The organism is Mycobacteriales bacterium (assembly GCA_030697205.1).
GTDB lineage: Bacteria > Actinomycetota > Actinomycetes > Mycobacteriales > SCTD01 > JAUYQP01.
Genome location: JAUYQP010000015.1, coordinates 98,161 through 120,278, shown reverse-complemented (window position 1 = coordinate 120,278; position 22,118 = coordinate 98,161). Strand labels below are relative to the sequence as shown.

Below are 22,118 nucleotides of genomic sequence, written 5' to 3'. Positions count from 1 at the left end.
GTGCGGTGCGGACGCGTTGTGGGACGATGAAGTCCGCCTCGGGTGACCCCCGGACGACGGCGCACGGTGCGACGAGCGGACCCGCTCGCGACGCCCGTCCCGTCGCACGTCCGCCGTTCCCCCGACTCTGGAGCCCTTCCCCGTGACCGCACAGCTGGAGGCCCTGTCCGTGCCCAGCCAGGACAGCCGCCCGACCGTGACGACCCACCCGCGCGACGTCGACCCTGCCTTCGCGCTGCACCGCGGCGGCAAGATCGAGATCAGCCTCACCGTGCCGCTGGAGAACCGCGACGACCTTTCGCTGGCCTACACCCCCGGTGTTGCGAAGATCTGCACGGCCATCGCCGAGGACCCCGACCTCGCCTACGACTACACCTGGAAGTCGCGCACGGTCGCAGTCGTCACCGACGGCACCGCGGTCCTCGGCCTCGGTGACATCGGCGCGGTCGCCGGTCTGCCCGTGATGGAGGGCAAGGCGCTGCTGTTCAAGCACTTCGGCGGCATCGACGCCGTGCCGATCTGCCTCGACGTCACCGACCTCGACGAGCTGGTCGAGACGATCGTGCGGCTGGCCCCGGCCTTCGGCGGCATCAACCTCGAGGACATCAGCGCCCCGCGCTGCTTCGAGGTCGAGCGACGGGTGCAGGACCGGCTCGACATCCCGGTCTTCCACGACGACCAGCACGGCACGGCGATCGTCACCCTGGCCGCGCTGCGCAACGCCGCCAAGCTCACCGGACGGTCGCTGTCGGACCTGCGCGTCGTCGTCTCCGGCGCCGGCGCAGCGGGCATCGCGGTGTCGCGGATGATCCTCGAGGCCGGCATCGGTGACCTGGCCGTCGCCGACAGCAAGGGCATCGTGCACGTCGGGCGCGGTAACCTCAACGACTCCAAGCGGGAGATGGCCGAGCAGTCCAACCGGGCCGGCCTCTCTGGGTCGTTCGTCGAGGCGCTGCGCGGCGCCGACGTCCTCATCGGGCTGTCCGGCGGGACGATCGCGCCGGAGGCCGTCTCGTCGATGGCCGCGGACTCCTTCGTCTTCGCGATGGCCAACCCGGTCCCGGAGGTGCTGCCCGACGTCGCCCACGCAGCAGGTGCCCGCGTCGTCGCGACCGGCCGCAGCGACTTCCCGAACCAGATCAACAACGTGCTGGCCTTCCCGGGTGTCTTCAAGGGTGCCATGGACGTCCGGGCGACGCGGGTCACCGAGTCGATGAAGCTCGCCGCGTCCGAGGCGCTCGCCGCGGTGGTCAGCGACGACGACCTGTCGGCGGAGTACGTCATCCCGTCGGTCTTCGACCCGCGGGTCGCCCCGGCTGTCGCCGACGCGGTGGCCGCAGCCGCCCGGGCGGCAGGGGTCGCTCGGCGCTGACCGCGTCCGTCGTACTGTCGCTGTCGTGCTCGCCGCCTCCTGCACCTCCCAGTCCCTCGACGACCCGCTGTCCGGCCTGACCGTCGGGGAGGTGCCCGACCCGGACGTGCCCGACGGTTGGGCCCGCGTCCACGTGCGGGCCGCGTCGCTCAACCACCACGACCTGTGGTCGCTCAAGGGCGTCGGCCTGCCGCCCGAGCGGCTGCCGATGGTGCTGGGCTGCGACGCGGCAGGGGTGACCGACGACGGCACCGAGGTCGTCGTGCACGGCCTCGTCGGTGACCCCGACTGGGCCGGTGACGAGACCCTCGACCCGAAGCGCTCGATCCTCTCTGAGGTCCACCAGGGGACCCTCGCGGAGCAGGTCGTCGTGCCGCGTCGCAACCTGGTCCCGAAGCCTGCCGGGCTGTCCTTCGCGGAGGCCGCGTGCCTGCCGACCGCGTGGCTCACGGCGTACCGGATGCTCTTCACCAACGCGGCTGTCCAGCCCGGCCAGACCGTCCTCGTGCAGGGCGCCGGCGGCGGGGTCGCAACGGCCGCGATCGCCCTTGCCCGGGCCGCGGGGCTCGTCGTCTGGGCGACCAGTCGCGACGAGGACAAGCGCGCGCGGGCGCTGGCGCTCGGTGCGCACGAGGTCTTCGAGTCGGGTGCCCGGCTGCCGTCGCGGGTCGACGCGGTCATCGAGACCGTCGGCAAGGCGACCTGGTCGCACTCGATGCGGGCGCTGCGGCCGGGAGGCACGCTGGTGGTCTCGGGGGCCACGTCCGGGCCCGACCCCTCGGCCGACCTCAACCGGCTGTTCTTCCTGCAGCTGCGGGTCATCGGCTCCACGATGGGGACGCTCGGCGAGCTGAGGTCGCTGCTGGCGATGTGCGACGCCACCGGTGTGCGGCCGGTCGTTGACGCCGAGCTGCCGCTGCCGCAGGCCCGGACCGCTTTTGAGCGGCTCGCGGGTGGGGACGTCTTCGGCAAGCTCGTCCTGACCACGTAGGAGCCTCGCTGTGGTGCTGCCCGTCCACGACAAGAACCCCGTACGCCGCACACCCGTCGTCACCTACGCGCTGCTGCTGGTCAACGTCGTCGTCTTCGTCCTCAGCCCACTGGCGCTGGCGCCACTGCTGGGCGACGGTTCGGCCGCCCGGCAGTGCGAGGTGCTGGGCTACCTCGACCACTGGGCCGCGGTGCCCGACCAGGTCATCGGCAACGACGCGCCCACCCAGGTCGTGGTCGACGGGCCGGCGGCCATCCGCGGCGACCAGCTCACCTGCACCGCCGCCGAGCCGCCGCCCTACGACAAGTCGCCAGTGCTGTCGGTGCTCACCGCGATGTTCGTGCACGGCGGCTGGCTGCACCTGCTGGGCAACATGCTGTTCCTCTACGTCTTCGGCAACAACGTCGAGGACCGGCTCGGGCGGCTGCGCTACCTCGGCTTCTACTTGCTGTGCGGCTACGCCGCGACCTACGGCTTCGCGCTCGCCGACGCGGGTGCGGACACGCCGCTGGTCGGTGCGTCCGGGGCGATCGCGGGGGTGCTCGGCGCCTACCTAGTGCTCTTCCCACGGGCCCGCGTCTGGTCGCTGCTCACGTTCTTCTTCTTCCTGCCGGTCAAGCTGCCCGCCTGGCTCGTGCTCGGCTCGTGGTTCGTCCTGCAGTACCTCTACGCCCGAGGGGCCGGTCTGGCGCAGGGCAGCGGGGTCGCCTACCTCGCGCACGTGCTCGGCTTCCTTGTCGGGGCGGCGCTGGTGTGGAGGCTGCGCGGGACGGCCCACCCCCGCGAGCTCCAGGCCCGCTACGGCCCCTACGCCCGCCGCTGATCAGCGGCGGGACCGATCTCCTGCGGGACGTGGCGATCATGCGAGCGTGCGCCCGCGGGCGTGATCGCCACATCCGCAGCGGGCGGGTGGCGGGCGGGCGGCCACCAGGGAGGCCGGGCGGTCAGCGGGGCTAGTCCTCGTCGTCGAGACGGGCCAGCCAGGTGGCGATCCGCTCGACCGGCGTCTCGAACTCCGGGTGCAGGTCGACGAACTCGCGCATCCGCTCGGCCAGCCACGCGAGCGTGACCTCCTCGTCGCCCCGGCGGGCGGCGAGCTCCTCGAGGCCGCGGTCGGTGAAGTACATCAGCGAGCGAAGACGGCGTCGACCAGCGCGAGCTGCTCGGCCTCGTGGACCTTCGACGAGCCGGCGGCCGGCGACGCGGACGCGCGGCGGGAGACGCGGCGCAGCGGCGGCGTGCCCTCCGGCAGCTCGTCGGGCAGGTTCAGGGCCATGAACTGCCAGCCACCCATGTTGGCCGGCTCCTCCTGGACCCACAGCAGCTCGGTCATCGCCGGGTAGGCCGCGAGCGCGTCGGCGATCTCGTCACCGGGCAGCGGGTAGAGCTGCTCGACGCGCAGCAGCGCGACGGTGCGGTCCTCGGCCTTGCGCCGGGCGGCCGCGAGGTCGTAGTAGACCTTGCCGGAGCACAGCACGACGCGCGTGACGGCGGCCGGGTCGAGCGCCTCGGGGTCCGCGACAACGGGCTGCCAGCGGTTGCTCGTGAAGTCCGCGGGCGCCGAGACGGCAGCCTTGAGGCGCAGCATCGACTTCGGTGTGACGACGACCAGCGGGCGGTTGAGGCGCGACAGCGCCTGCGCGCGCAGCAGGTGGAAGTGCTGCGCCGGCGACGACGGGTAGGCGACCGTCATGTTGTCCTCGGCGCACAGCTGCAGGAAGCGCTCGATGCGGGTCGAGGAGTGGTCGGGGCCCTGGCCCTCGTAGCCGTGCGGCAGCAGCAGCGTCACGCCGGAGCGCTGGCCCCACTTGGCCTCGCCGGAGGAGATGAACTCGTCGATGACGGTCATCGCGCCGTTGACGAAGTCGCCGAACTGCGCCTCCCACATCGTCAGTGCCTCGGGGCGGGCGACGGAGTAGCCGTACTCGAAGCCGAGGGCGGCGTACTCGCTGAGCAGCGAGTCGTGCACGTGGAAGCGGTGGCCGCCCGACAGCGTGCGCAGCGGCGTGAACTCCGCGCCCGTGACCCGGTCGAACAGCGTCGCGTGGCGCTGCACGAAGGTCCCACGGCGCGAGTCCTGGCCGGCGAGGCGCACCGGCCGGTCCTGCATGAGCAGCGACCCGAAGGCCAGCAGCTCGCCGAATCCCCAGTCGATGCCGCCCTCGCGGACCATCGCGGCGCGGCGCTCCATGAGCGGCGCGAGCTTGGGGTGCGGCGTGAAGCCCTCGGGGTGCGTGACGTGGGCCTGCCCGATCGTGTCGAGCACCTCCTGCGTCACCGCGGTGTCGATGTCGGAGAGCCGCAGCACGTCGTCCATGACCGGCTCGGGCGCGGTCGAGGTCGCCGCGTCGCGGGTCTCGGCGAAGACCCGCTCGAGCTGCGACTGGTAGTCCTTGAGCGCCTCCTCGGCCTCCTCGACGGTGATGTCGCCGCGGCCGATGAGGTTCTCGGTGTAGGTCTTGCGGACCGAGCGCTTGTTGTCGATGACGTCGTACATCTTGGGCTGGGTCATCGAGGGGTCGTCGCCCTCGTTGTGGCCGCGCCGGCGGTAGCAGACCAGGTCGATGACGACGTCCTTCTTGAACGTCTGGCGGAACTCGAAGGCCAGCCGCGCGACGCGCACGCAGGCCTCGGGGTCGTCGCCGTTGACGTGGAAGATCGGCGCCTGGACGGTGCGGGCGACATCGGTGGAGTACGTCGAGGAGCGGCTGTACTCCGGAGCGGTCGTGAAGCCGACCTGGTTGTTGATGACCACGTGGACGGTGCCGCCGGTGCGGTAGCCGCGCAGCTGGCCCATCTGCAGGGTCTCGGCCACGACGCCCTGGCCGGCGAAGGCCGCGTCGCCGTGGATGAGCAGCGGCAGGACGGTGAAGCCGGCCTCGCCCTTGTCGATGACGTCCTGCTTGGCGCGCACGATGCCCTCGAGCACCGGGTTGACGGCCTCGAGGTGCGACGGGTTGGCGGTGAGCGAGACCTGCGTCGTCGAGCCGTCGGTGGCGGTGAAGGTGCCCTCCGCGCCGAGGTGGTACTTCACGTCGCCGGAGCCCTGCACCGTGCGCGGGTCGATGGTGCCCTCGAACTCGCGGAAGATCTGGCCGTAGGACTTGCCGACGATGTTGGCGAGCACGTTGAGGCGACCGCGGTGGGCCATGCCGATGACGACCTCGTCGAGGCCGGCCTGGGCCGCGCCGGTGAGGACCTCGTCGAGGATCGGGATGACCGACTCGCCGCCCTCGAGGCTGAAGCGCTTCTGCCCGACGAACTTGGTCTGCAGGAAGTTCTCGAAGGCCTCCGCGGCGTTGAGCCGCTTGAGGACGTGCAGCTGCAGCTCACGGTCGGGCTGGTCGAACTTGACCTCGACGCGCTCCTGGATCCAGGCCCGCTGCTCGGTGTCCTGGATGTGCATGTACTCGATGCCGACCATCCGGCAGTAGCTGTCGCGCAGGACGCCGAGGACCTCCCGCAGCCGCATGGTCTGGTGGCGGGCGAAGCCGCCGACGGGGAACTCGCGGTCGAGGTCCCACAGCGTCAGGCCGTGGTTGACGACGTCGAGGTCGGGGTGGGTCCGGACCTTGTTCTCGAGCGGGTCGGTGTCGGCCATGAGGTGGCCGCGCACGCGGTAGGCGTGGATGAGCTCCATGACCCGGGTGGCCTTGTCGAGCTCGCCCTCGTGGGTGACCTGGCGGTCGGCGACCCACCGCACCGGCTCGTAGGGGATGCGCAGCGACGCGAAGACCTCGTCGTAGAAGCCGTCCTCACCGAGCAGCAGCTGGTGCATGCGGCGCAGGAACTCGCCGGACTGCGCGCCCTGGATGACGCGGTGGTCGTAGGTCGAGGTCAGGGTGATGGTCTTGGAGATCGCCATCGCCGCGAGCTGGGCCTCGGACGCGCCCTGGAACTCCGCGGGGTACTCCATGGCACCGACGCCGATGATCGCGCCCTGGCCCTGCATGAGGCGCGGCACGGAGTGGACCGTGCCGATGCCGCCCGGGTTGGTGAGGCTGATCGTCGAGCCGGCGAAGTCGTCGGCCGTGAGCTTGCCCGCGCGGGCCCGGCGAACGATGTCCTCGTAGGCCGTCCAGAACTGCGAGAAGGTCATCGTGTCGGCGCCACGGATCGCGGCGACGACCAGCTGGCGGGTGCCGTTGGCGTTCTGCAGGTCGATCGCCAGACCGAGGCCGACGTTGTCGGGGACGACGAGGGTCGGCTTGCCCTCGACGACCGCGAAGCTGTGGTTGATCACCGGCACGTCGGTGGCGGCCTTGACGAGCGCGAAGCCGATCAGGTGGGTGAACGACACCTTGCCGCCGCGGCTGCGGCGCAGGTGGTTGTTGATGACGGTGCGGTTGTCGGCGAGCAGCTTGGCCGGGACCGCGCGCACCGAGGTCGCCGTCGGGACCTCGAGCGAGGACTCCATGTTGGCCACGACCCGGGCGCTCGCGCCCTTGAGCGTCGTCGTCTCCGCACTGGCCGACGGCACGGGCCCGGCGGGCTTGGCGGCGGGAGCAGGAGCCGCAGGGGGTACGACGGGGCTGGCTGCCGCGGGCGCGGCGGCCGGGGCGGGCGCGGCCGGCGCCGGAGCGGCCGGTGGCTGAGCCTGGGCGGCCGGAGCTGGGGCGGCCGGAGCTGGGGCGATCGGAGCCGGCGCGGCAGCGTTGCCGTTGGGGGTGCCGTTGCCGTTCGGGGGCGCGGTCGCGAAGTGCTGCTGCCACACCTCCGGCACGCTGGTGGGGTCCTCGAGCCACTGCTGGTGGATCTCGTAGACGAGCCACTCGTTGGCGCCGAAGTCGGTCTGCTGGCCCGGCTGCGTGGACACGCGCGGATCGCCTCTTCCCGGTGGTCGAACTGGCTGCTCTGCCGGTCCGGAAGGCTACCTCTGTCGCGCACGTCACCCTGCCGTCGGGGTGTGGCGTCGCGCACGACCGGCGAGGCTGTCTGGATGGGCAAGGGCAAGCGGCGGGCCGAGCGCGACGGTGCGCGCGCCAAGAAGGACAAGGTCTGGGTCTGCCGCGGCTGCTGCTGCGGGACGAAGAAGAAGCACCCGGGCGTCGACCACGTCGGCCTCGAGAAGCAGTTGCGCGCCGGTGCGCAGGCGGCCGGGGCGCGCTACGAGGTCACCGGCTGCCTCGGGCCGTGCGGTCAGGGCAACATCGTGGTGGTCCGCTCCGAGGGCCGGCTGCGGTGGTTCCGCAAGGTCAACAGCACCGAGGTCGCCGACGCGGTCCTGTCGGTCCTCACCGAGGACGACCCGCCCGCGGCGCTCGACGGCCATCGCCTGCGCAAGCACGACGGCAAGAAGCCCGACCCGGACTGAGTCCGACCGCCCCGGTGCTCCTGGCACGTTCGGACGCCGGACATCCACCTCGTGAGCGGTGCGACGGCGAACGCGCGGGCCTACGCCTACGCCGGGGAGAGGACCCGCGAGGTGGATGTCCCCGGTCCGCGGACCGGCTGTCGGTCCGGGGCCGTCGTCACGGGGCATTCCGGGGGAGGTCGACGACGGCCCGGCAGCCGGGGGCTCCGTCAGTGAGGGTGACGCTGCCGCCGTGCAGCTCCACGAGCCAGCGCGTGATGGACAGCCCGAGGCCGCTGCCGCCGTCTCGGGCAGCCCGGGCGGAGTCGGTGCGGGTGAAGCGTTCGAAGACCCGCTCGCGGTCCTCGGGGGCGACCCCGGGCCCGTCGTCGACGACCTCGAGCCGGAGCCCGGACTCGTGCGAGACCGCCCGCACGGACACTCGCGAGGTCGCGTGCCGGCAGGCGTTGTCGAGCAGGTTCACCACGACCTGGTGCAACCGCTCGGGGTCAGCGTCGACAGACAGCGAGGCCGGCTCGACCGACACCGTCACCGGGGTGTCGCGCTGCAGGGCGACCTCGCGCACGACGTCGTCGAGGAAGGGCCGCAGCACGACCTGCTCACGGTGCAGCGGCACCTCGCCGGCCTCCAGGCGCGACAGGTCGAGCAGCTGCTGCACGAGCCGGCCGAGCCGCCGGGTCTGCGCGACCGCCGTCTCGAGGGTCTGCGGGTCGGGCTCGGCGACGCCGTCGGCGAGGTTCTCCAGGAGCGCCTGCAGGGCGGTCAGCGGGGTGCGCAGCTCGTGGGACACGTCGGCAACGAGCCGGCGGCGCTGGGCGTCGACCGCGCCGAGGTCGGCGGCCATCCGGTTGAAGACGGCCGCGAGCTCGCCGACCTCGTCGCGCGAGGTCGCCGTGACACGCCGGCTGTAGTCGCCGCGGGCCATCGCGCGGGCGGCCACCGCCATCTCGCGCAGCGGTGACGTCATGCCGCGGGCGAGGACCTGCACGAGCACCAGTGACAGCAGCACCCCGATGACGAAGGTGTAGCGGGGGAGCAGTCCCTGGCGCAGCAGCTCGATCGACAGCAGCAGCCCCGCAGCGGTCGAGCCGGCGACCAGGAGCCCCAGCTTGACCTTGATCGACCGGACCCGGTCCAGCGGCCGGATCACGCGTCGCCGACGGCGTAGCCGACACCGTGCACGGTCCGCACGACGGACTCGCCGAGCTTGCGGCGCAGCGCGGCTACGTGGCTGTCGACGGTCCTCGTCGTACCTCCTGCGTCCCTCCACCCCCACACGTCGGCCAGCAGCGCGTCGCGGGTGTGCACCGCGCCGGGTCGGGCGGCCAGGCGCAGCAGCAGGTCGAACTCGGTGGGGGTGAGGTGCACCTCGGTGCCGCCGCGGTGGACCCGACGGGCGTCGCGGTCGACCTCGACGTCGGAGCCGACGCGCAGCACCGCGCCGGGCGCGACGGCGCGGGCCGAGCGGCGCAGCAGGGCGGCGACCCGGGCGGACAGCTCGCGCGGGCTGAAGGGCTTGGTGACGTAGTCGTCGGCGCCGACCCGCAGGCCGACGACGACGTCGGTCTCCTCGTCGCGCGCGGTCAGCATCAGCACCGGCACCGGTCGCTCGGCCTGGACCTGCCGGCACACCTCGTAGCCGTCGATGCCAGGCAGCATCAGGTCGAGCACCACGAGGTCGGGCCGGACCTGGCGGCACAGGGCGACGCCCGACGGGCCGTCGTGCGCGACAGACACGTCGTAGCCGTCGGACCGCAGGCGCGCGGCGACGGCATCGGCGATGGTGGGCTCGTCCTCGACGACCACGACCTTCTCGTTCACGTCTCGGAGGCTAGGGGTCGCAGGTGCCCGTCGCGCGTGCCTTGTGTGCAGGGCCTGTGCAGGCTCCCGGTGGCGCAGCGGTCCCGTCAGCAGCAGGCTGACGGGCATGGGAGCGCTCGCGGGTCGGAGCGCACTGGTGACCGGTGGGAGCCGCGGCATCGGCCTCGCTGCCGCGCGTGGCCTCGGGGCGCAGGGGGCGCGGCTCGTCCTGGTCGGCCGCGACGCCGAGCGGCTCGACGCGGCGGTCGACGCGCTCGACGAGGAGGGCCTCGACGCGACAGGGGTCGCGCTCGACGTGGCAGACCTCGAGCAGGTACGCCGGCTGGCCGCCGTCAGTGCGGAACAGCCTGTGGACGTCCTGGTCCACGCCGCCGGGGTGATGAGCCAGCGGGCCGCGAAGCCGCTGCGCACGACGCCCGAGGAGTGGCGCCGGGTCCTCGGCACCAACCTCGGCTGCCGCACCGACATGGGCGGTCTCGACGCGCCGCGCTCCGCGGAGGAGGGCGCCGAGACCGCGGTCTGGCTGGCGTGCCGTGACGAGGGGCCGACCGGGCTGCTGTGGGAGGACCGAGCCGTCGTCCCCTGGTGAGGTGCGGTGACCGGATCGAGACCGGGACCCCTCCCGCAGGACAGGGACGTGTCGGACACTGGGAGGGTGACCCCGCCCCGTCTCGTGACCGCCCTGCTCGCCCTGTCGCTGCTCGCCGCGGCGTGCGGCGGTGACGACCCGCAGGCCGCGCCGATGACCACCGCGACCCCGTCGGTGAGCGCCTCGGCGACCCCGAGCGCGTCCGTGACCGCCACGCCGACGGCCTCGAGCACAGCGACGGCACCCGCCCCCGCGGCGACGCTCGCGCCCTGGAAGCCCTGCGGCGACGACGGCTTCCAGTGCTCGTCGCTGAAGGTGCCGCTCGACGTCGCCGACGCCACCAAGGGGACGGTCACGCTGGCGCTGACCCGCAAGCGGGCGACCCGGCCGGCCGACCGGATCGGCTCGCTGGTCATCAACCCCGGTGGTCCCGGCTCGTCCGCGGTCGGCTACCTGCAGGCCGCCTGGACCGCGATCCCGGCCGGCGTGCGGGCCCGCTTCGACCTGGTGGCCTTCGACCCCCGAGGTGTCGGGCGGACCGCGCCGGTCCGCTGCGCGAGCACCGCGGACCTCGACCGCTACTACCACCTCGACCCGACGCCCGACACCGACGCGGAGCTCACGGCCTACGTCGCCGGCAACGCGAAGCTGTCCGCCGGTTGCCAGCAGCGGTCCGGCCGGGTCCTGCCCTACGTCTCGACCCGCGAGGCGGCCGACGACCTCGACCGCGTCCGCGCAGCGCTCGGTGACGACACGCTCACCTACCTCGGCTACTCCTACGGCACCGCCATCGGCGCGACCTACCTCGAGCGGCACCCGACCAAGGTCCGCGCAATGGTGCTCGACGGCGCGCTCGATCCGCGGCTGACCTGGGACAAGCTGCTCGAGGGCCAGAGCAAGGGCTTCGACCTCGCGCTCGGCGCCTTCATGGACGACTGCGAGCGGACCTCCTGCCCGTGGCGCGACGAGGTCGACGGTGACCTGCTCGAGGAGTTCGACGCGCTCGCCGCGCGGATCGACAACAAGGCGATCGCCGGCGTGGGCAGCCGCACCGTCGGGCCGGGCGAGTTCTCACTCGGCGCGGGTTACGGCCTCTACAGCAAGAACCTCTGGCCCACCCTCGCGTCCGCGCTCGTGCAGGCCCACCGCGGCAGGGGCGCGGAGATCCTCGCGATGAACGATCGCTACCTCGACCGCACCGGCTCGGGCTACGAGAACGTCCTCGAGGCCAACGTCGCCGTCAACTGCATCGACCGGCCGTGGCCGTCCGGCACCGCGGACTACCTCGCCCTCGCCGACCGGGTCCGCGAGGACGCGCCCCGCTTCGGGCCCGCGATCGCCCTGTCGGGCCTGGCCTGCGCGCCGTGGCCGGTCGCCGAGGTCATGGAGCCGCGCACGGTCACGGGCAAGGGGGCGCCGCCCGTCGTCGTCATCGGGACGACGCGTGACCCCGCCACGCCGTACGAGTGGTCGGTGGCTCTCGCCGAGCAGCTCGACAAGGGCGTGCTGCTCATCAACGAGGGCGACGGCCACACCGTCTACCGCGCCGGCGCGAAGGCCTGCATCCGCGAGCGCGTCGACGCCTACCTGCTCACCGCGAAGGCCCCGTCCCCCGCCCGCTGCTGACCCGATCGCGTCCCCGCCGACCCGTCACCGATCCGAGTTGCGTCCAGTTCGCCGCACGCCAGCGCCGGCCGACGCGTGGCGTGGCAGCGGGAGCGGCGACAGGAGCCGGACTGGAAGCAGAAGGGATCGTCGAGGTGACAGGCCACGAGGTGAGGGATCGGTGCGGCGCGGTGAGGACCGCCCGCCGCCCGCACCGCGGAGGCTGTGCCACTGAGGTGCTGGGCTCAGGGACCAGCCCCTGGGGCTAACGCTTCGTGACGAGCGTGCGGGTCGGGACGAAGGCCTCGAGGCGCGCCGGTGCCTTGCCGCAGACCTTCGCCGAGGCCAGTCCGCCATCGACGGCGCGGCGGGCCTGCGAGGTGCCCTTCAGCGAGCCCTCCTCGTCGACCTCGCGGACGTCGAGCTTCGGGGCGTCGGGGCGCGCGGTCACGAAGCGCAGGGCGCTCGGGTGCGCGCAGTCGTGCAGCAGCGTGATCCGGGAGGCCGTCCCCGACGGCACGGTCTGGCGCGGCTCGGTGCCGCTGCCGGAGACCGTGACGCGCAGACGGCCGCCCTTCGGGACGACGATGTCGACGGGCATCAGTCGCACCTGCACGCGCAGCGGCGTGTTGGTCGCGGGCAGACCGAGCGACTCCTGGCGGAACCAGTTCTCGGTGATCGGCTGCAGGTGCTGCAGCGAGCGGTGCCCGTAGGTCGCGACCGGGATGCTCGAGCCGGGGACCTGCAGGACCTGGCCGTCGGCGTCGAGCGCCTCGACGGTCGCGGACACGTGCCCGTCGGGGCGGTCGGTCGTGAGCCACAGGTCCAGCACCGGCTGTCCCGTCAGGTGCAGCGCGGACCGCAGCGGCGGGGTGGTGAAGCCGGCCTCGGTGCCGCCGCCGCTGACGACGGACGTGCCCTCGGTGTAGGTCGTGCCGCCGCTGGGCTGGGTCGTGCCGAGGGTGGCCTCGGGGCCGAGGGCGAGCTGGCCGACCGGGCCGCCGGTGCCGGGGAAGTCCTTCTCCGCGCGCCAGCTGCCGTCGGTGGCCTGCACCTGCACGGTCGGCCACTTCTCGGTGCCGGTCTTGAGGCCCTTGAGGTGGCGGTCGTACCAGGCCGTCACCATCGGCAGCCAGTCCGCGCGCTCGAAGTCAGCGGCGACACTGCCGTGGCTGTCCGGGAAGTTGTGGGCCCACATGCCGTAGAGGCCCATCCGCGGGGTGGAGGCCGGGATCCGGTCGAAGAAGCCGGTCGCGGCAACGGGGAGCACGTTGTAGTCCTGGAAGCCGTGGACGTGCATGGTCGCGGCGGTGATCGTGCTGGCGCCCGCGCGGTACTCGCGCGCCTTCCAGCCGGCGTTGAGGTTGCCGGTCGGGTCGGCCGACGTCGCGAAGAGCTCTGGCTGGCAGTCGAGCTTCCCGGCGTACTGCCCGGGTGAGGGGTTGGCGCCCGGTGCCAGGGTCTCGAGCAGGTAGGCGCCGTTGGACAGCGCGGCCTGACCCGCGAAGGGGACGCCGTCGTAGTTGGAGTACTCGTACTGCCCGCTGACGCTCTCGACGGGGATGATCGCCTTGAGGTACTTGGTCTTGCTCTTGTCGCCGAGGCCGGCGACCGAGATCTGGGTCTCGCCGTCGTAGGAGATGCCGTACATCCCGACCGCGCCGCTGGCCCAGGCGGCGTCGCGGCCGAGGTACTCCACGACCCGCGCGCCGTCGTCGATCTGGTTGGCCGCGGTCTGCTCCAGGCAGCCGCCGGACTCGCCGGTGCCGCGGACGTGGGCCTGCGCCACGGCGTAGCCGCGCTGCGTGAGGTAGTCAATGATGTCCGCGCGTCCGTTGGTGCCGTAGCGCTTCACGCCCTGGCTGACGTAGGGCGTCATGATCAGGACGGTCGGCACCCGCTTCGGCGGCACGGCCTTGCCCTTGGCCGCGGGCAGCCAGGTCTCGACGTAGAGGTCGATGCCGTCGGCGGCCTCGACCACGTGCTGCTGGCGCTCGGGGTCGGCGTCGGGCGCCTTCGTGCCGTAGAGCGCCTTCGAGGCCGGCTTCGGCTCGAAGACACCCGCGGGGGCAGCGCTGGAGGTGCCGAGACCGGTGAGCGGCGTGAGCGCACCAGCGGTCAGGGCGGCGGCGAGGGCAAGGCGGGCTGGGACGCGCATGTCCCTTCACTTCGCCACGCGACGTGAAGTTCCTGTCGGTGCGCCATGTGCTGCTCGCCGGCCCCGAGCAGTGGCAGGGTAGGCGGGTGCCCGCACCCAGTCAGCGCCGCAAGATCGCCATCGCCACGTGGCGAGCCCCCAAGGAGGCGCGGCTGCACGCGCGGATGGCGGTCGACGCGAGCGCCGTCCTTGCCTACTGCGCGCGCAAAAGGGCCGAGGCCGGGGTGCAGGTCACCCCGGCGGCCGTCGTCGGCATGGCCTTCGCCCGCGGGATCCTGCAGGTGCCGGCGTTCCGCCACCGCGTCGCCTTCGGTCGGCTGCGCCGCTTCGACGGCGGCCAGGACGTCGCCTTCGCGGTCGACATCGACGGGGGCGACGACCTCGCGCCGACGAAGGTGCGCGACGTCGACGCCAAGACCGTCGTGGAGGTCGCGGGGGAGCTCGAGGTCGGCGCGGCCCGGCTCCGGGCCCGGGCCGACCGGGCCCACACGACCTCCACCGGCATCGCCCGCCGGGTCCCGTGGTTCCTCATGCGCCCGCTGCTGTGGGTCGCCTCGATCCTCAACGGCGGCCTCGGCGTGCCGGCCTTCGGGCAGCCGGCCCACCCGCTCGGGTCGCTGTTCGTCACCAACATCGGGTCCTTCGGCCTCGACGAGGGCTACGTCGCACCGCTGCCGTTCGCGCGCGTCCCGCTCTACATCTGCATCGGTGCGGTCGCCGACGCCCCGATGGCCGTCGACGGTGAGGTCGTCGTGCGTCCGCGAATCGTCATCACCGCCACCGCCGACCACCGCGTCGTCGACGGCGCCCACGCCGCCAAGCTGGCGCGCCTCGTCCGCGGCTACCTCGCCGACCCCGACACGCTCGACGTCCTGCCCGCGGCCTGACACGATCCCCGGCGTGACGAGTCCCGGTGAGGTCGTAGCGGCGTTCCTGACGGTGGCGGCGAAGGGAGAGTGGGACGCGGCCCTGCCGATGCTCGCCGACGACGTCGTCTACCAGAACATGATGCTGCCGGCCGTGACGGGACCTGCCGCAGTCCGCGAGACCGCCGACCAGCTGCTGTCGCTGTGCGGCGGCTCCGAGTGGGTCACCCACCGCCAGGTCGAGTCCGGCGACCTCGTCATGAACGAGCGCACCGATCGCTTCCTCATCGGTGGCGAGTGGCTCGACCTGCCGGTAGCCGGTGTCTTCGAGGTCCGCGACGGGCTGATCGCCGCCTGGCGCGACTACTTCGACCTGCAGACCGTGATGACCAGGGCGTTCCCGGACGCGTGAACGGACGGCACCGTGCTGCTGCGCTCGCGGGTCCTGCCGTACTGAGCCGTCGTCGCTGACGTCCGACCTCGCGACCGCGGGGCGCTACGTCGACAGGCCCGTCGACCCGGACCTCCGGCCGTGCTTCGACCGCGTCGTCGAGGAGCACTCGTGGACGGTCGCGACACCTGTCCGTCCACGGCATCGCGGCCGGGCTGCGCAACACCGGCTGACGGCGCCCGGACGTCTCGGGACCTTCGGCCCTGCCGGACCGTCGTCCCGTCGGTGAGGCTGGCGCCGTGACGGTGGCCGCGATCCGGACCGAGGGGCTGACCAAGCGCTTCGGTGCCGTGACCGCACTCGACGGCCTCGATCTCGTCGTGGAGCAGGGCGAGGTCTTCGGCTTCCTCGGCCCCAACGGCGCAGGGAAGTCGACCACGATCCGCCTGCTGCTCGGGCTGCTGCGCGCCACCTCAGGGACCGCGACGGTCATGGGCGTGCCGACGACCGACGTCGTGCGATCGCACCGGCAGCTGGCCCACGTGCCCGGTGACGTGGCGCTGTGGCCGCAGCTGACGGGCGTCGAGACGCTGACCCTGCTGGGCAACCTGTCCGGTGGCGTCGACGTGGCCTTTCGCGACGAGCTCGTCGAGCGCCTGCGACTCGACGTCAGCACGCGTGCCCGTTCCTACTCCAAGGGCAACAGGCAGAAGGTGGCGCTGGTCGCGGCGTTCATGACCCGACCTGCCGTCCTGCTCCTCGACGAGCCGACGTCAGGTCTCGACCCGCTCATGGAGGCGGAGTTCCAGCTGCTCGCGCGCGAGGCTGCGCAGAGAGGCCAGACCGTCTTCCTCTCGTCCCACGTGCTCGACGAGGTGGAGGACCTGTGCCACCGGGTCGCGATCCTGCGTGCAGGCCGGCTGGTCCGCGTGGCGTCGCTGGACGAGCTGCGGGGGTGGGCGACGACCGAGCTGGAGGCGAGCTTCGACGGTGTCGTCCCCGACCTGAGCGGCGAGCCGGGCGTCACCCGCGTCGTCCGTGAGGGGCAGGTGCTGCGCCTCACCGTGACCGGCTCGCCGGCACCGGTCCTGGGTGCGCTCGCCGCCGCAGGGGTGTCGAGGCTGCGCAGCCACGAGCCGAGCCTGGAGGAGATCTTCCTGACCTACTACCGCGAGACCGTCGTCCGGTGAGCGACCTCGGCGCGCACCGGGCGGTCGTCGCCCTGTCGAGCCGACTGGTGCGCCGTGGCGCGCTGCTGCTGGCAGCGTTCGGCGCGTCCTACGTCGCGCTGGAGATCGTCAGCTACGAGCAGACCTACCCGACCGCGGAGTCACGCGCGCGACTGGCGGACTTCCAGGACAACCCCGCTGTGCGGATGCTGCAGGGCCTCGCGCGTGACCTCGACACCACCGGTGGGTTCGTGGCCTGGGACGGCGGGTGGTTCCTTCAGACGGTCGCGGCCATCTGGGTCCTGCTGGCCGTGCTCCGCGTCACCCGGGCCGACGAGGAGAGCGACCGCTGCTCGCTGCTGCTCGTCGCCCCGCTCCCCGCCCGGCGCGTGCTGGCGCTCCAGCTGCTGGTCGCCGTCGCCGCCGGGGCGCTCTTCAGCGCTGCCTGCGTGGTCGTGCTCGTCGCGTGGGGCGTGCCGCCGGGCGGAGCCGGCCTGTTCGGGGTGGGCCTGGCCTGCTTCGTCGCGACCGCCGCAGGCCTGGCAGGCGTCATCGCCCAGCTCTTCGACGTGCGGCGCCGCGCGGTGGGGGTCGCGTCCGCCGTGCTGGCCGGCTGCTATCTGCTCCGCATGGTCGGCAACAGCACTGACCAGTGGGCGTGGCTGCGCTGGACCACGCCCTACGGGTGGGTCGACGAGCTCCAGCCGTACGGCGACACCTCCTGGACAGCGCTGGGCCTGCTGCTGCTCACCCCGGTCGTCCTCGTCACGGTGGCCTGCTCGCTCCGCGGGGCGCGTGACACCGGCGGAGCGGTGCTCGCCAGCGACGCGCGGCGAACGGCACGGACCCGCCTGCTCGGGTCGTCCCTCGCCTTCACATGGCGCTGCGGTCGGGGGGCGCTGCTCGCGTGGGGTGTCGGCCTCGCGGCGTACGCCGCGCTGATCGGCTCGTTGCTGCCGACTCTCGTCGACTACCTGCTCGACGACCCGCAGCTGCGCACGACCCTCGGCAGCTACGGCATCGACGTGTCCGACGTCTCCGACGGCATGGTGGGGTTCATGAGCTCGCTGTTCGGGCTGGCCTTCGCGCTGTTCGCCTGCTGGCGTCTCGGTGCGGCCCGGGCCGAGGAGGAGTCGGCCCGCCTCGACCACCTGTTCGCGAGGCCGCTCTCGCGCGCGCGGTGGGTCGGGGGTCACGTGCTCGTCGCCGGTGCGGGGGTCGTCGTCCTCGCGACGACGACCGGCACCAGCATGTGGGCCGGGGGTCGCCTGGCCGGAGCAGAGCTGTCCTTGGGCGCTGCCGTCGGCGCGACCTGGAGCACCGTTCCCGTGGCGTTCCTCCTGGCAGCCGTGGCCGTCCTGCTCTTCGCCACGCTGCCCCGGGTGACGGTGGTCGGCTCGGCGTCGGTCTCGGCCGTTGCCTACCTTCTCCCCGCCCTCGGCCAGGGTGTGGGTCTTCCGCTCTGGGTGAGGGACGTGTCGCCCTTCCAGCACCTGGCGGTCGTGCCCGTCGAGCCCTACGCGGTGACGGCGGGGCTCCTCATGCTGGGTCTTGCGTCTGTCGTGACGGCCGCGGGGATGGTCCTTCTGGCGCGTCGAGACCTCGCTGGCGCCTGACCGGCCACATGCCTCGAGGCGGGACGTTCGGCACTACCCACCAGCGGTCGAGACCTGGATCGTCGGGTTCGACGGAAGGGGACGTGCATGACCACGACGGTCCATCGCCTTGCCGCCCTCACCCGCACGTCCGCCGAGACCGAGGGTGTGCAGTTGTGACGACCACGTTGCCACCGCGACTCGCAGATCCTCCGGTCGGCCGGCGAGGGGGTCGCCCCCTGGCTCTGGCCACCCTGCTGCTCGCTGCAGGTCTGGCGTTGAACGCGGTGCTCGGGCCGCTGCTCACCGGCCTGGTCAGCTACCCCTTCAGCGAGACGCTGCGCAACCAGACCATCGGGCTGGAAGCCGTGACGCTCCTGCTCGTCGTGCCCCTGACCGCAGTGAGTGCCGCGTTGACCTGGCGAGGCCGGCAGGCGGGTCCGGTCCTCGCTCTCGGCCCGGCCACCTACGCGGCCTACATGATGCTCCAGTACCTCGTAGGTCCCGGCTACACCTATTACCCGCGGGTCCTGCCGCTCCACCTCGGGCTGTTCGTGCTCAGCGCGGCGGTGGCTCTCGGTGCGTGGTCCGCGGTCGCCGCGACTGCCCTCCCGACGACGAGCCGGCCCGTCGACCGGCGCCACGCGACCTTGCTGCTGGTGCTCGCGGCCTTCGTCGTCTCGCGCTACCTGTCAGTGCCCGCCGGGAGCTGGCAGGAGTCCGCGATCCCGCCGGACCTCACCCGTGAGTCGGGGATGTTCTGGACGATCCTCACCCTCGACCTCGGCGTCGTGGTGCCCCTCACCATCTGGGCCTCGGTCCTCCTGAGGCGCGGCGTCCCGGCGGGGCGCAAGGCCACCTACGCCGTCCTGGGTTGGTTTGCCCTGGTGCCCCCGTCGGTCACCGCCATGGCGGTGGTCATGGTCGTCAACGGCGACCCCCACGGGTCGGTCCTGCAGGTACTGGTGTTCTCCGTCGCAACGGTCGGCTTCTGGGTGTTCGCCTACGGCGCCTCTCGTCCACTGCGCACCCATGCAGCGGGCACTGGCCCCCGTCGGCGCCCGCTTCTGAGCGTCCGGGTGCCGCCGCCAGGTGGGCGACTGCTGGGCGCACCAGACCACCGGTGCCGGCGCGTGCCGGTCAGGCCAGGGACGCGACCTCCGCGGTCCGGTTGCGGACCAGGTCGTTGAAGGCCTGGCCTGGTCCGATGTGGTCCCACAGGGTCGCCGGGTAGTGCGTGACGTACATCGTGCGACGACCGCCGCGCCCCGTCGGCGCAGGTGAGGCGTGCATGACGTCCTGGATGTGCACCGTGACGTCGCCCGGCTCGGTGTTGATCTCGACGACGGGCAGGTCGCTCTGCGTGGACCACTGGTAGTGAAGGGTCTGGCCCTGGCTGCCGGGGACGGCGAGCAGGTTGCCGGTCTCCGCGCTCGACCCGGTCAGCTGGATCCCGAGGCTGACTGCCGGGCAGATGACCGCGTGACCGCCCATGCCGCAGTCCTGGTGCCAGGGGATGTTGGACAGGCCGCGCGTCTCGCCGGGCACCTTGATCAGGACGGCGCTGCCCTCCATGCGGTCGGGCGCGATCTGCAGTGCCGGGTCCAGCAGGGTGCCCAGCCGCTGCAGGCGCGGGTCCTGCTCGAGCTGCTGCAGCACGGTCGAGCGCAGGGTGGCGTAGACCAGCCGGCACACCTGCGGCCCGGTCTCGGTCTCGACGAACCAGCTCTGCTCGTCACCGGGTCGGGCCAGTGCCGCGAGCCGGTCGACCTCGGCGTTGGCCGCGGCCATCTCCTCGGCGGTGAAGACGCCCTTCACCAGCAGGTAGCCCATGGTGGTCAGCTGCGCGCTGAGCTCGGCGTCACTGTCGGACAGCGACATCTCTGCGTGCGGGTCGCGGCCCCCGAGATCACTGCCGGTGTACGGCGGGACGCCGGAGTGCAGGTAGCGCAGCGTCCTGTCCCACGCGGCCAGCTGCGTGAAGGAACCCCGCTCGTAGGTGATCTCCTGCGCGAGGTGGAGGTTGATCAGCGACCGGACCTGACCGGTGAGGTCCGCCCACGCCGCGGCGGTCAGGCGGACGGCGGTGTCGCCGCTGGTCTCGGTGGTCTCCAGGACCTCACCGTTGCGGACGGTGTAGGTGAGGGCCTGGTCCGCCACGAGGAAGGTCAGCGAGCCGGCCTTGGCCGTGTCGCGCGAGGCGAGCGACAGCAGCTGAGGGTCGAGGTCCGAGCGACGAGCGGGTGCGAGGGTCATGTCCGGCAGTATGCAAGAGAGCACTTGCACAACGCAAGAGGTATCTTTTCCCCCATGGCGAGGGACACCCGGGAGCGGCTGCTCGACGTCGCGCTCGCGCAGTTCGCCGCGCGGGGCGTCGAGGCCGTTCCCGTCACCGACCTCGAGAAGGGCGCCGGCCTGTCGCCGGGAAGCGGGAGCTTCTACCGGCACTTCCGGTCCAAGGCCGACGTGCTCGCCGCTGTCGTCGACCGCGAGGTGGATCGGGTCGCCGCCGCTCGCGACCTCCAGGGGCCGCTGCGCGACATGCGCGACTACTACGACTGGACCCTCGACAACCTCCAGCGGATGGGGCTGCTCATCGCCCTCTTGGTCCGAGAGGGTGCCAGCCTGCCGCACCTCGACCGGATCCGGACCGTGATCGCCGAGGGCGGGGTGGCGCACGACGCGGCCGACCTGCGGGCACGCATGGAGCGCGGGGACGTCCCGGCCCGGGACGCGGAAGCGGTGGCCGCGGTCGTCCAGGCCGCGCTCACCGGCTACCACCTGGCAGCGAGCTTCTTCGGGGGGTCCGCGGTGATCGATCGAGACCGCTTCACAGCAGCCCTGGCGAGCATGGTGACCGGCTCCACAGCCGACGACCAGGCATGGTGAGTGGGTGCCCCCGGCAGGATTCGAACCTGCGCTTCCGCCTCCGGAGGGCGACGCTCTATCCCCTGAGCTACGGGGGCTCGGGGCGCTCAGACGTTAGCAGGACGCGGGAGGTGACAAGCCGGGTGTTTCCGCTAGCCTCCGGCCATGTCGAGCAGCCTGGGCCGCGTCCTCGTCGTCGACGACGACGACGTCATCCGTCAGCTCATCACGGTCAACCTGGAGCTCGAGGGCTTCGAGGTCACGACCGCCGTCGACGGCCAGGACTGCCTCGACAAGGTCAAGGACGTCGCCCCCGACGTCATCACGCTCGACATCATGATGCCGCGCATGGACGGCTGGGAGGCCGCGTCGCGGCTGCGCGCCGATCCCGAGACCGCCGGCGTCAAGGTGGTGCTGCTGTCGGCCCGCGCGCAGGAGGCCGACCTCCAGCGCGGTGACCGGATCGGCGTCGACGCCTACCTCACCAAGCCGTTCGACCCCGACGAGCTGATCGCCACCGTCCGGCGCCTCGCCGGACTCCCCGAGGCCTGAGAGCCAGGAGTACGACGGGAGCGCTCCCGTCGTACCCCTGCTGGTCCTAGCTGGCGCTCGGGGCGGGGGCGGCCGACGAGGGGGCGGCCGACGGGACCGCGCTGGGGACCGTGGGCGTGGTCGGCGCGGGTGCGCTGCCGCCGACCGGGACGCTGCCGGTCTGGCTGACGCCGCCGGAGCAGGCCGCGCCCTTCTCCGGCGTCTGCGGGCCGGTCGTGTAGGTGTCGAGGAAGTCGTCGACGTCGCCGTCGTCGACGCTGTCGACGAACAACTGCCGGCCCCAGGCCTGCAGGCTGACCGCGCTCTTCAGGCCGGGGAACGGCGACAGGATGCGGTAGGGGTCGCCCTCGACCTTGTCGGTGAGCTCCTTGAGAGCGTCGCCGGTGACCTTGGTCGGGTCGTAGGTGACCCAGACCGCGCCGTGCTCGAGGGAGTGGACCGCGTGCTCCTTCGGGATCTCGGTCGTGTAGACGGCGCAGTTCTGCCACAGGCCGTTGTGGGCGCCGTTGACCGGCGGGCTCTGGGGGTACTCGAGCACCCCGTCGCGGTGCGTGCCGGCGGCGGTGACGTCGGCGACGACGAGCCCGTCGAACTTCCCGTCGGCGTCCTTGAGCGGGGTGGGGGCCTCGCTGCCGACGTTGGTCGCGGCGTAGAAGAGGATCCCGCCGAGGAAGACGGCGAGCACGGTGCCGCCGGCGACGACGCCCCACGGGAACGGCTTCTTGATCTGGGCGGCCTGGGCGCGACGCACGGCGTCACCGGGGTTGTTGCGCTTGGACATCACGGTGCGGTCGCTCCAGGGTCGGTGCCGGTGGTCGGATCCGGTC

General features: G+C 72.5%; 20 protein-coding genes and 1 tRNA gene. 13 read left to right on the top strand and 8 right to left on the bottom strand.

Annotated features, from left to right (window positions below; all coding sequences use genetic code 11):
* Positions 1-196: 196 nt before the first annotated feature.
* Genes Q8R60_06020 through Q8R60_06010 form a run of 3 tightly spaced genes read left to right on the top strand, consistent with a single transcriptional unit; the run spans position 197 to position 3,186 of the window.
* Complete coding sequence (locus Q8R60_06020) at positions 197-1,372, top strand: NADP-dependent malic enzyme (GenBank protein ID MDP3712025.1); 1,176 nt, start codon at positions 197-199, stop codon at positions 1,370-1,372.
* Positions 1,373-1,397: 25 nt separating this feature from the next.
* Positions 1,398-2,363 carry a zinc-binding dehydrogenase gene (locus Q8R60_06015; GenBank protein ID MDP3712024.1) on the top strand — a complete coding sequence of 322 codons (966 nt, stop codon included), beginning with the start codon at positions 1,398-1,400 and terminating at the stop codon, positions 2,361-2,363.
* Between the two features lie 10 nt (positions 2,364-2,373).
* On the top strand, positions 2,374-3,186 hold the full coding sequence (locus Q8R60_06010; protein MDP3712023.1) for a rhomboid family intramembrane serine protease: 813 nt from the start codon (positions 2,374-2,376) through the stop codon (positions 3,184-3,186).
* Positions 3,187-3,316: 130 nt separating this feature from the next.
* Here the strand turns inward: Q8R60_06010 and Q8R60_06005 are convergent, their stop codons facing one another.
* On the bottom strand, positions 3,317-3,490 hold the full coding sequence (locus Q8R60_06005) for a DUF6104 family protein (GenBank protein MDP3712022.1): 174 nt from the start codon (positions 3,488-3,490) through the stop codon (positions 3,317-3,319).
* Positions 3,490-7,179: a multifunctional oxoglutarate decarboxylase/oxoglutarate dehydrogenase thiamine pyrophosphate-binding subunit/dihydrolipoyllysine-residue succinyltransferase subunit gene (locus Q8R60_06000; GenBank protein MDP3712021.1), complete on the bottom strand. Its 3,690-nt coding sequence runs from the start codon at positions 7,177-7,179 to the stop codon at positions 3,490-3,492. The genes Q8R60_06005 and Q8R60_06000 overlap by 1 nt, the downstream gene beginning before the upstream one ends.
* A gap of 90 nt (positions 7,180-7,269) precedes the next feature.
* On the opposite strand from Q8R60_06000, the gene Q8R60_05995 reads away from it, so the two are divergent.
* Positions 7,270-7,677, top strand: a complete 408-nt coding sequence (locus Q8R60_05995; protein ID MDP3712020.1) for a hypothetical protein — start codon at positions 7,270-7,272, stop codon at positions 7,675-7,677.
* Between the two features lie 157 nt (positions 7,678-7,834).
* On the opposite strand, the gene Q8R60_05990 is transcribed toward Q8R60_05995, so the two are convergent.
* Both Q8R60_05990 and Q8R60_05985 read right to left on the bottom strand, forming a co-directional pair.
* Positions 7,835-8,827 (bottom strand): HAMP domain-containing sensor histidine kinase, encoded by a 993-nt coding sequence (locus Q8R60_05990; protein ID MDP3712019.1) that lies wholly within the window; start codon positions 8,825-8,827, stop codon positions 7,835-7,837.
* On the bottom strand, positions 8,824-9,498 hold the full coding sequence (locus Q8R60_05985) for a response regulator transcription factor (protein MDP3712018.1): 675 nt from the start codon (positions 9,496-9,498) through the stop codon (positions 8,824-8,826). Before Q8R60_05985 ends, Q8R60_05990 begins: the two co-directional genes overlap by 4 nt.
* A 106-nt stretch (positions 9,499-9,604) precedes the next feature.
* On the opposite strand from Q8R60_05985, the gene Q8R60_05980 reads away from it, so the two are divergent.
* Both Q8R60_05980 and Q8R60_05975 read left to right on the top strand, forming a co-directional pair.
* Complete coding sequence (locus Q8R60_05980) at positions 9,605-10,087, top strand: SDR family NAD(P)-dependent oxidoreductase (GenBank protein MDP3712017.1); 483 nt, start codon at positions 9,605-9,607, stop codon at positions 10,085-10,087.
* Between the two features lie 66 nt (positions 10,088-10,153).
* Positions 10,154-11,713, top strand: a complete 1,560-nt coding sequence (locus Q8R60_05975) for an alpha/beta hydrolase (GenBank protein MDP3712016.1) — start codon at positions 10,154-10,156, stop codon at positions 11,711-11,713.
* 244 nt (positions 11,714-11,957) lie between these two features.
* On the opposite strand, the gene Q8R60_05970 is transcribed toward Q8R60_05975, so the two are convergent.
* The gene (locus tag Q8R60_05970; GenBank protein ID MDP3712015.1) at positions 11,958-13,850 is read right to left on the bottom strand and encodes a CocE/NonD family hydrolase; all 1,893 of its coding nucleotides are present in this window, start codon (positions 13,848-13,850) and stop codon (positions 11,958-11,960) included.
* An 86-nt stretch (positions 13,851-13,936) separates the two neighbouring features.
* On the opposite strand from Q8R60_05970, the gene Q8R60_05965 reads away from it, so the two are divergent.
* The 5 genes from Q8R60_05965 to Q8R60_05945 all read left to right on the top strand — a co-directional run bounded on the left by Q8R60_05965 (position 13,937) and on the right by Q8R60_05945 (position 19,061).
* Positions 13,937-14,737, top strand: a complete 801-nt coding sequence (locus Q8R60_05965) for a 2-oxo acid dehydrogenase subunit E2 (GenBank protein ID MDP3712014.1) — start codon at positions 13,937-13,939, stop codon at positions 14,735-14,737.
* 13 nt (positions 14,738-14,750) lie between these two features.
* Entirely contained in the window at positions 14,751-15,128 is a 378-nt protein-coding gene (locus Q8R60_05960) for a limonene-1,2-epoxide hydrolase family protein (protein MDP3712013.1), read from the top strand.
* A 278-nt stretch (positions 15,129-15,406) separates the two neighbouring features.
* Positions 15,407-16,297 carry an ABC transporter ATP-binding protein gene (locus Q8R60_05955; GenBank protein MDP3712012.1) on the top strand — a complete coding sequence of 297 codons (891 nt, stop codon included), beginning with the start codon at positions 15,407-15,409 and terminating at the stop codon, positions 16,295-16,297.
* The gene (locus Q8R60_05950) at positions 16,294-17,892 is read left to right on the top strand and encodes a hypothetical protein (protein MDP3712011.1); all 1,599 of its coding nucleotides are present in this window, start codon (positions 16,294-16,296) and stop codon (positions 17,890-17,892) included. The genes Q8R60_05955 and Q8R60_05950 overlap by 4 nt, the downstream gene beginning before the upstream one ends.
* Before the next feature lie 257 nt (positions 17,893-18,149).
* Positions 18,150-19,061: a hypothetical protein gene (locus Q8R60_05945; protein MDP3712010.1), complete on the top strand. Its 912-nt coding sequence runs from the start codon at positions 18,150-18,152 to the stop codon at positions 19,059-19,061.
* On the opposite strand, the gene Q8R60_05940 is transcribed toward Q8R60_05945, so the two are convergent.
* The gene (locus tag Q8R60_05940; protein MDP3712009.1) at positions 19,012-20,127 is read right to left on the bottom strand and encodes a phytanoyl-CoA dioxygenase family protein; all 1,116 of its coding nucleotides are present in this window, start codon (positions 20,125-20,127) and stop codon (positions 19,012-19,014) included. The genes Q8R60_05945 and Q8R60_05940 overlap by 50 nt on opposite strands.
* 54 nt (positions 20,128-20,181) lie before the next feature.
* On the opposite strand from Q8R60_05940, the gene Q8R60_05935 reads away from it, so the two are divergent.
* The gene (locus tag Q8R60_05935; GenBank protein ID MDP3712008.1) at positions 20,182-20,760 is read left to right on the top strand and encodes a helix-turn-helix domain-containing protein; all 579 of its coding nucleotides are present in this window, start codon (positions 20,182-20,184) and stop codon (positions 20,758-20,760) included.
* Between the two features lie 5 nt (positions 20,761-20,765).
* Here Q8R60_05935 and Q8R60_05930 read toward each other — a convergent pair.
* Positions 20,766-20,837 (bottom strand) — tRNA-Arg (locus Q8R60_05930).
* A 67-nt stretch (positions 20,838-20,904) separates the two neighbouring features.
* On the opposite strand from Q8R60_05930, the gene Q8R60_05925 reads away from it, so the two are divergent.
* On the top strand, positions 20,905-21,291 hold the full coding sequence (locus Q8R60_05925) for a response regulator (protein ID MDP3712007.1): 387 nt from the start codon (positions 20,905-20,907) through the stop codon (positions 21,289-21,291).
* Positions 21,292-21,337: 46 nt separating this feature from the next.
* On the opposite strand, the gene Q8R60_05920 is transcribed toward Q8R60_05925, so the two are convergent.
* On the bottom strand, positions 21,338-22,072 hold the full coding sequence (locus Q8R60_05920; GenBank protein ID MDP3712006.1) for a DUF3105 domain-containing protein: 735 nt from the start codon (positions 22,070-22,072) through the stop codon (positions 21,338-21,340).
* Positions 22,073-22,118: the final 46 nt, after the last annotated feature.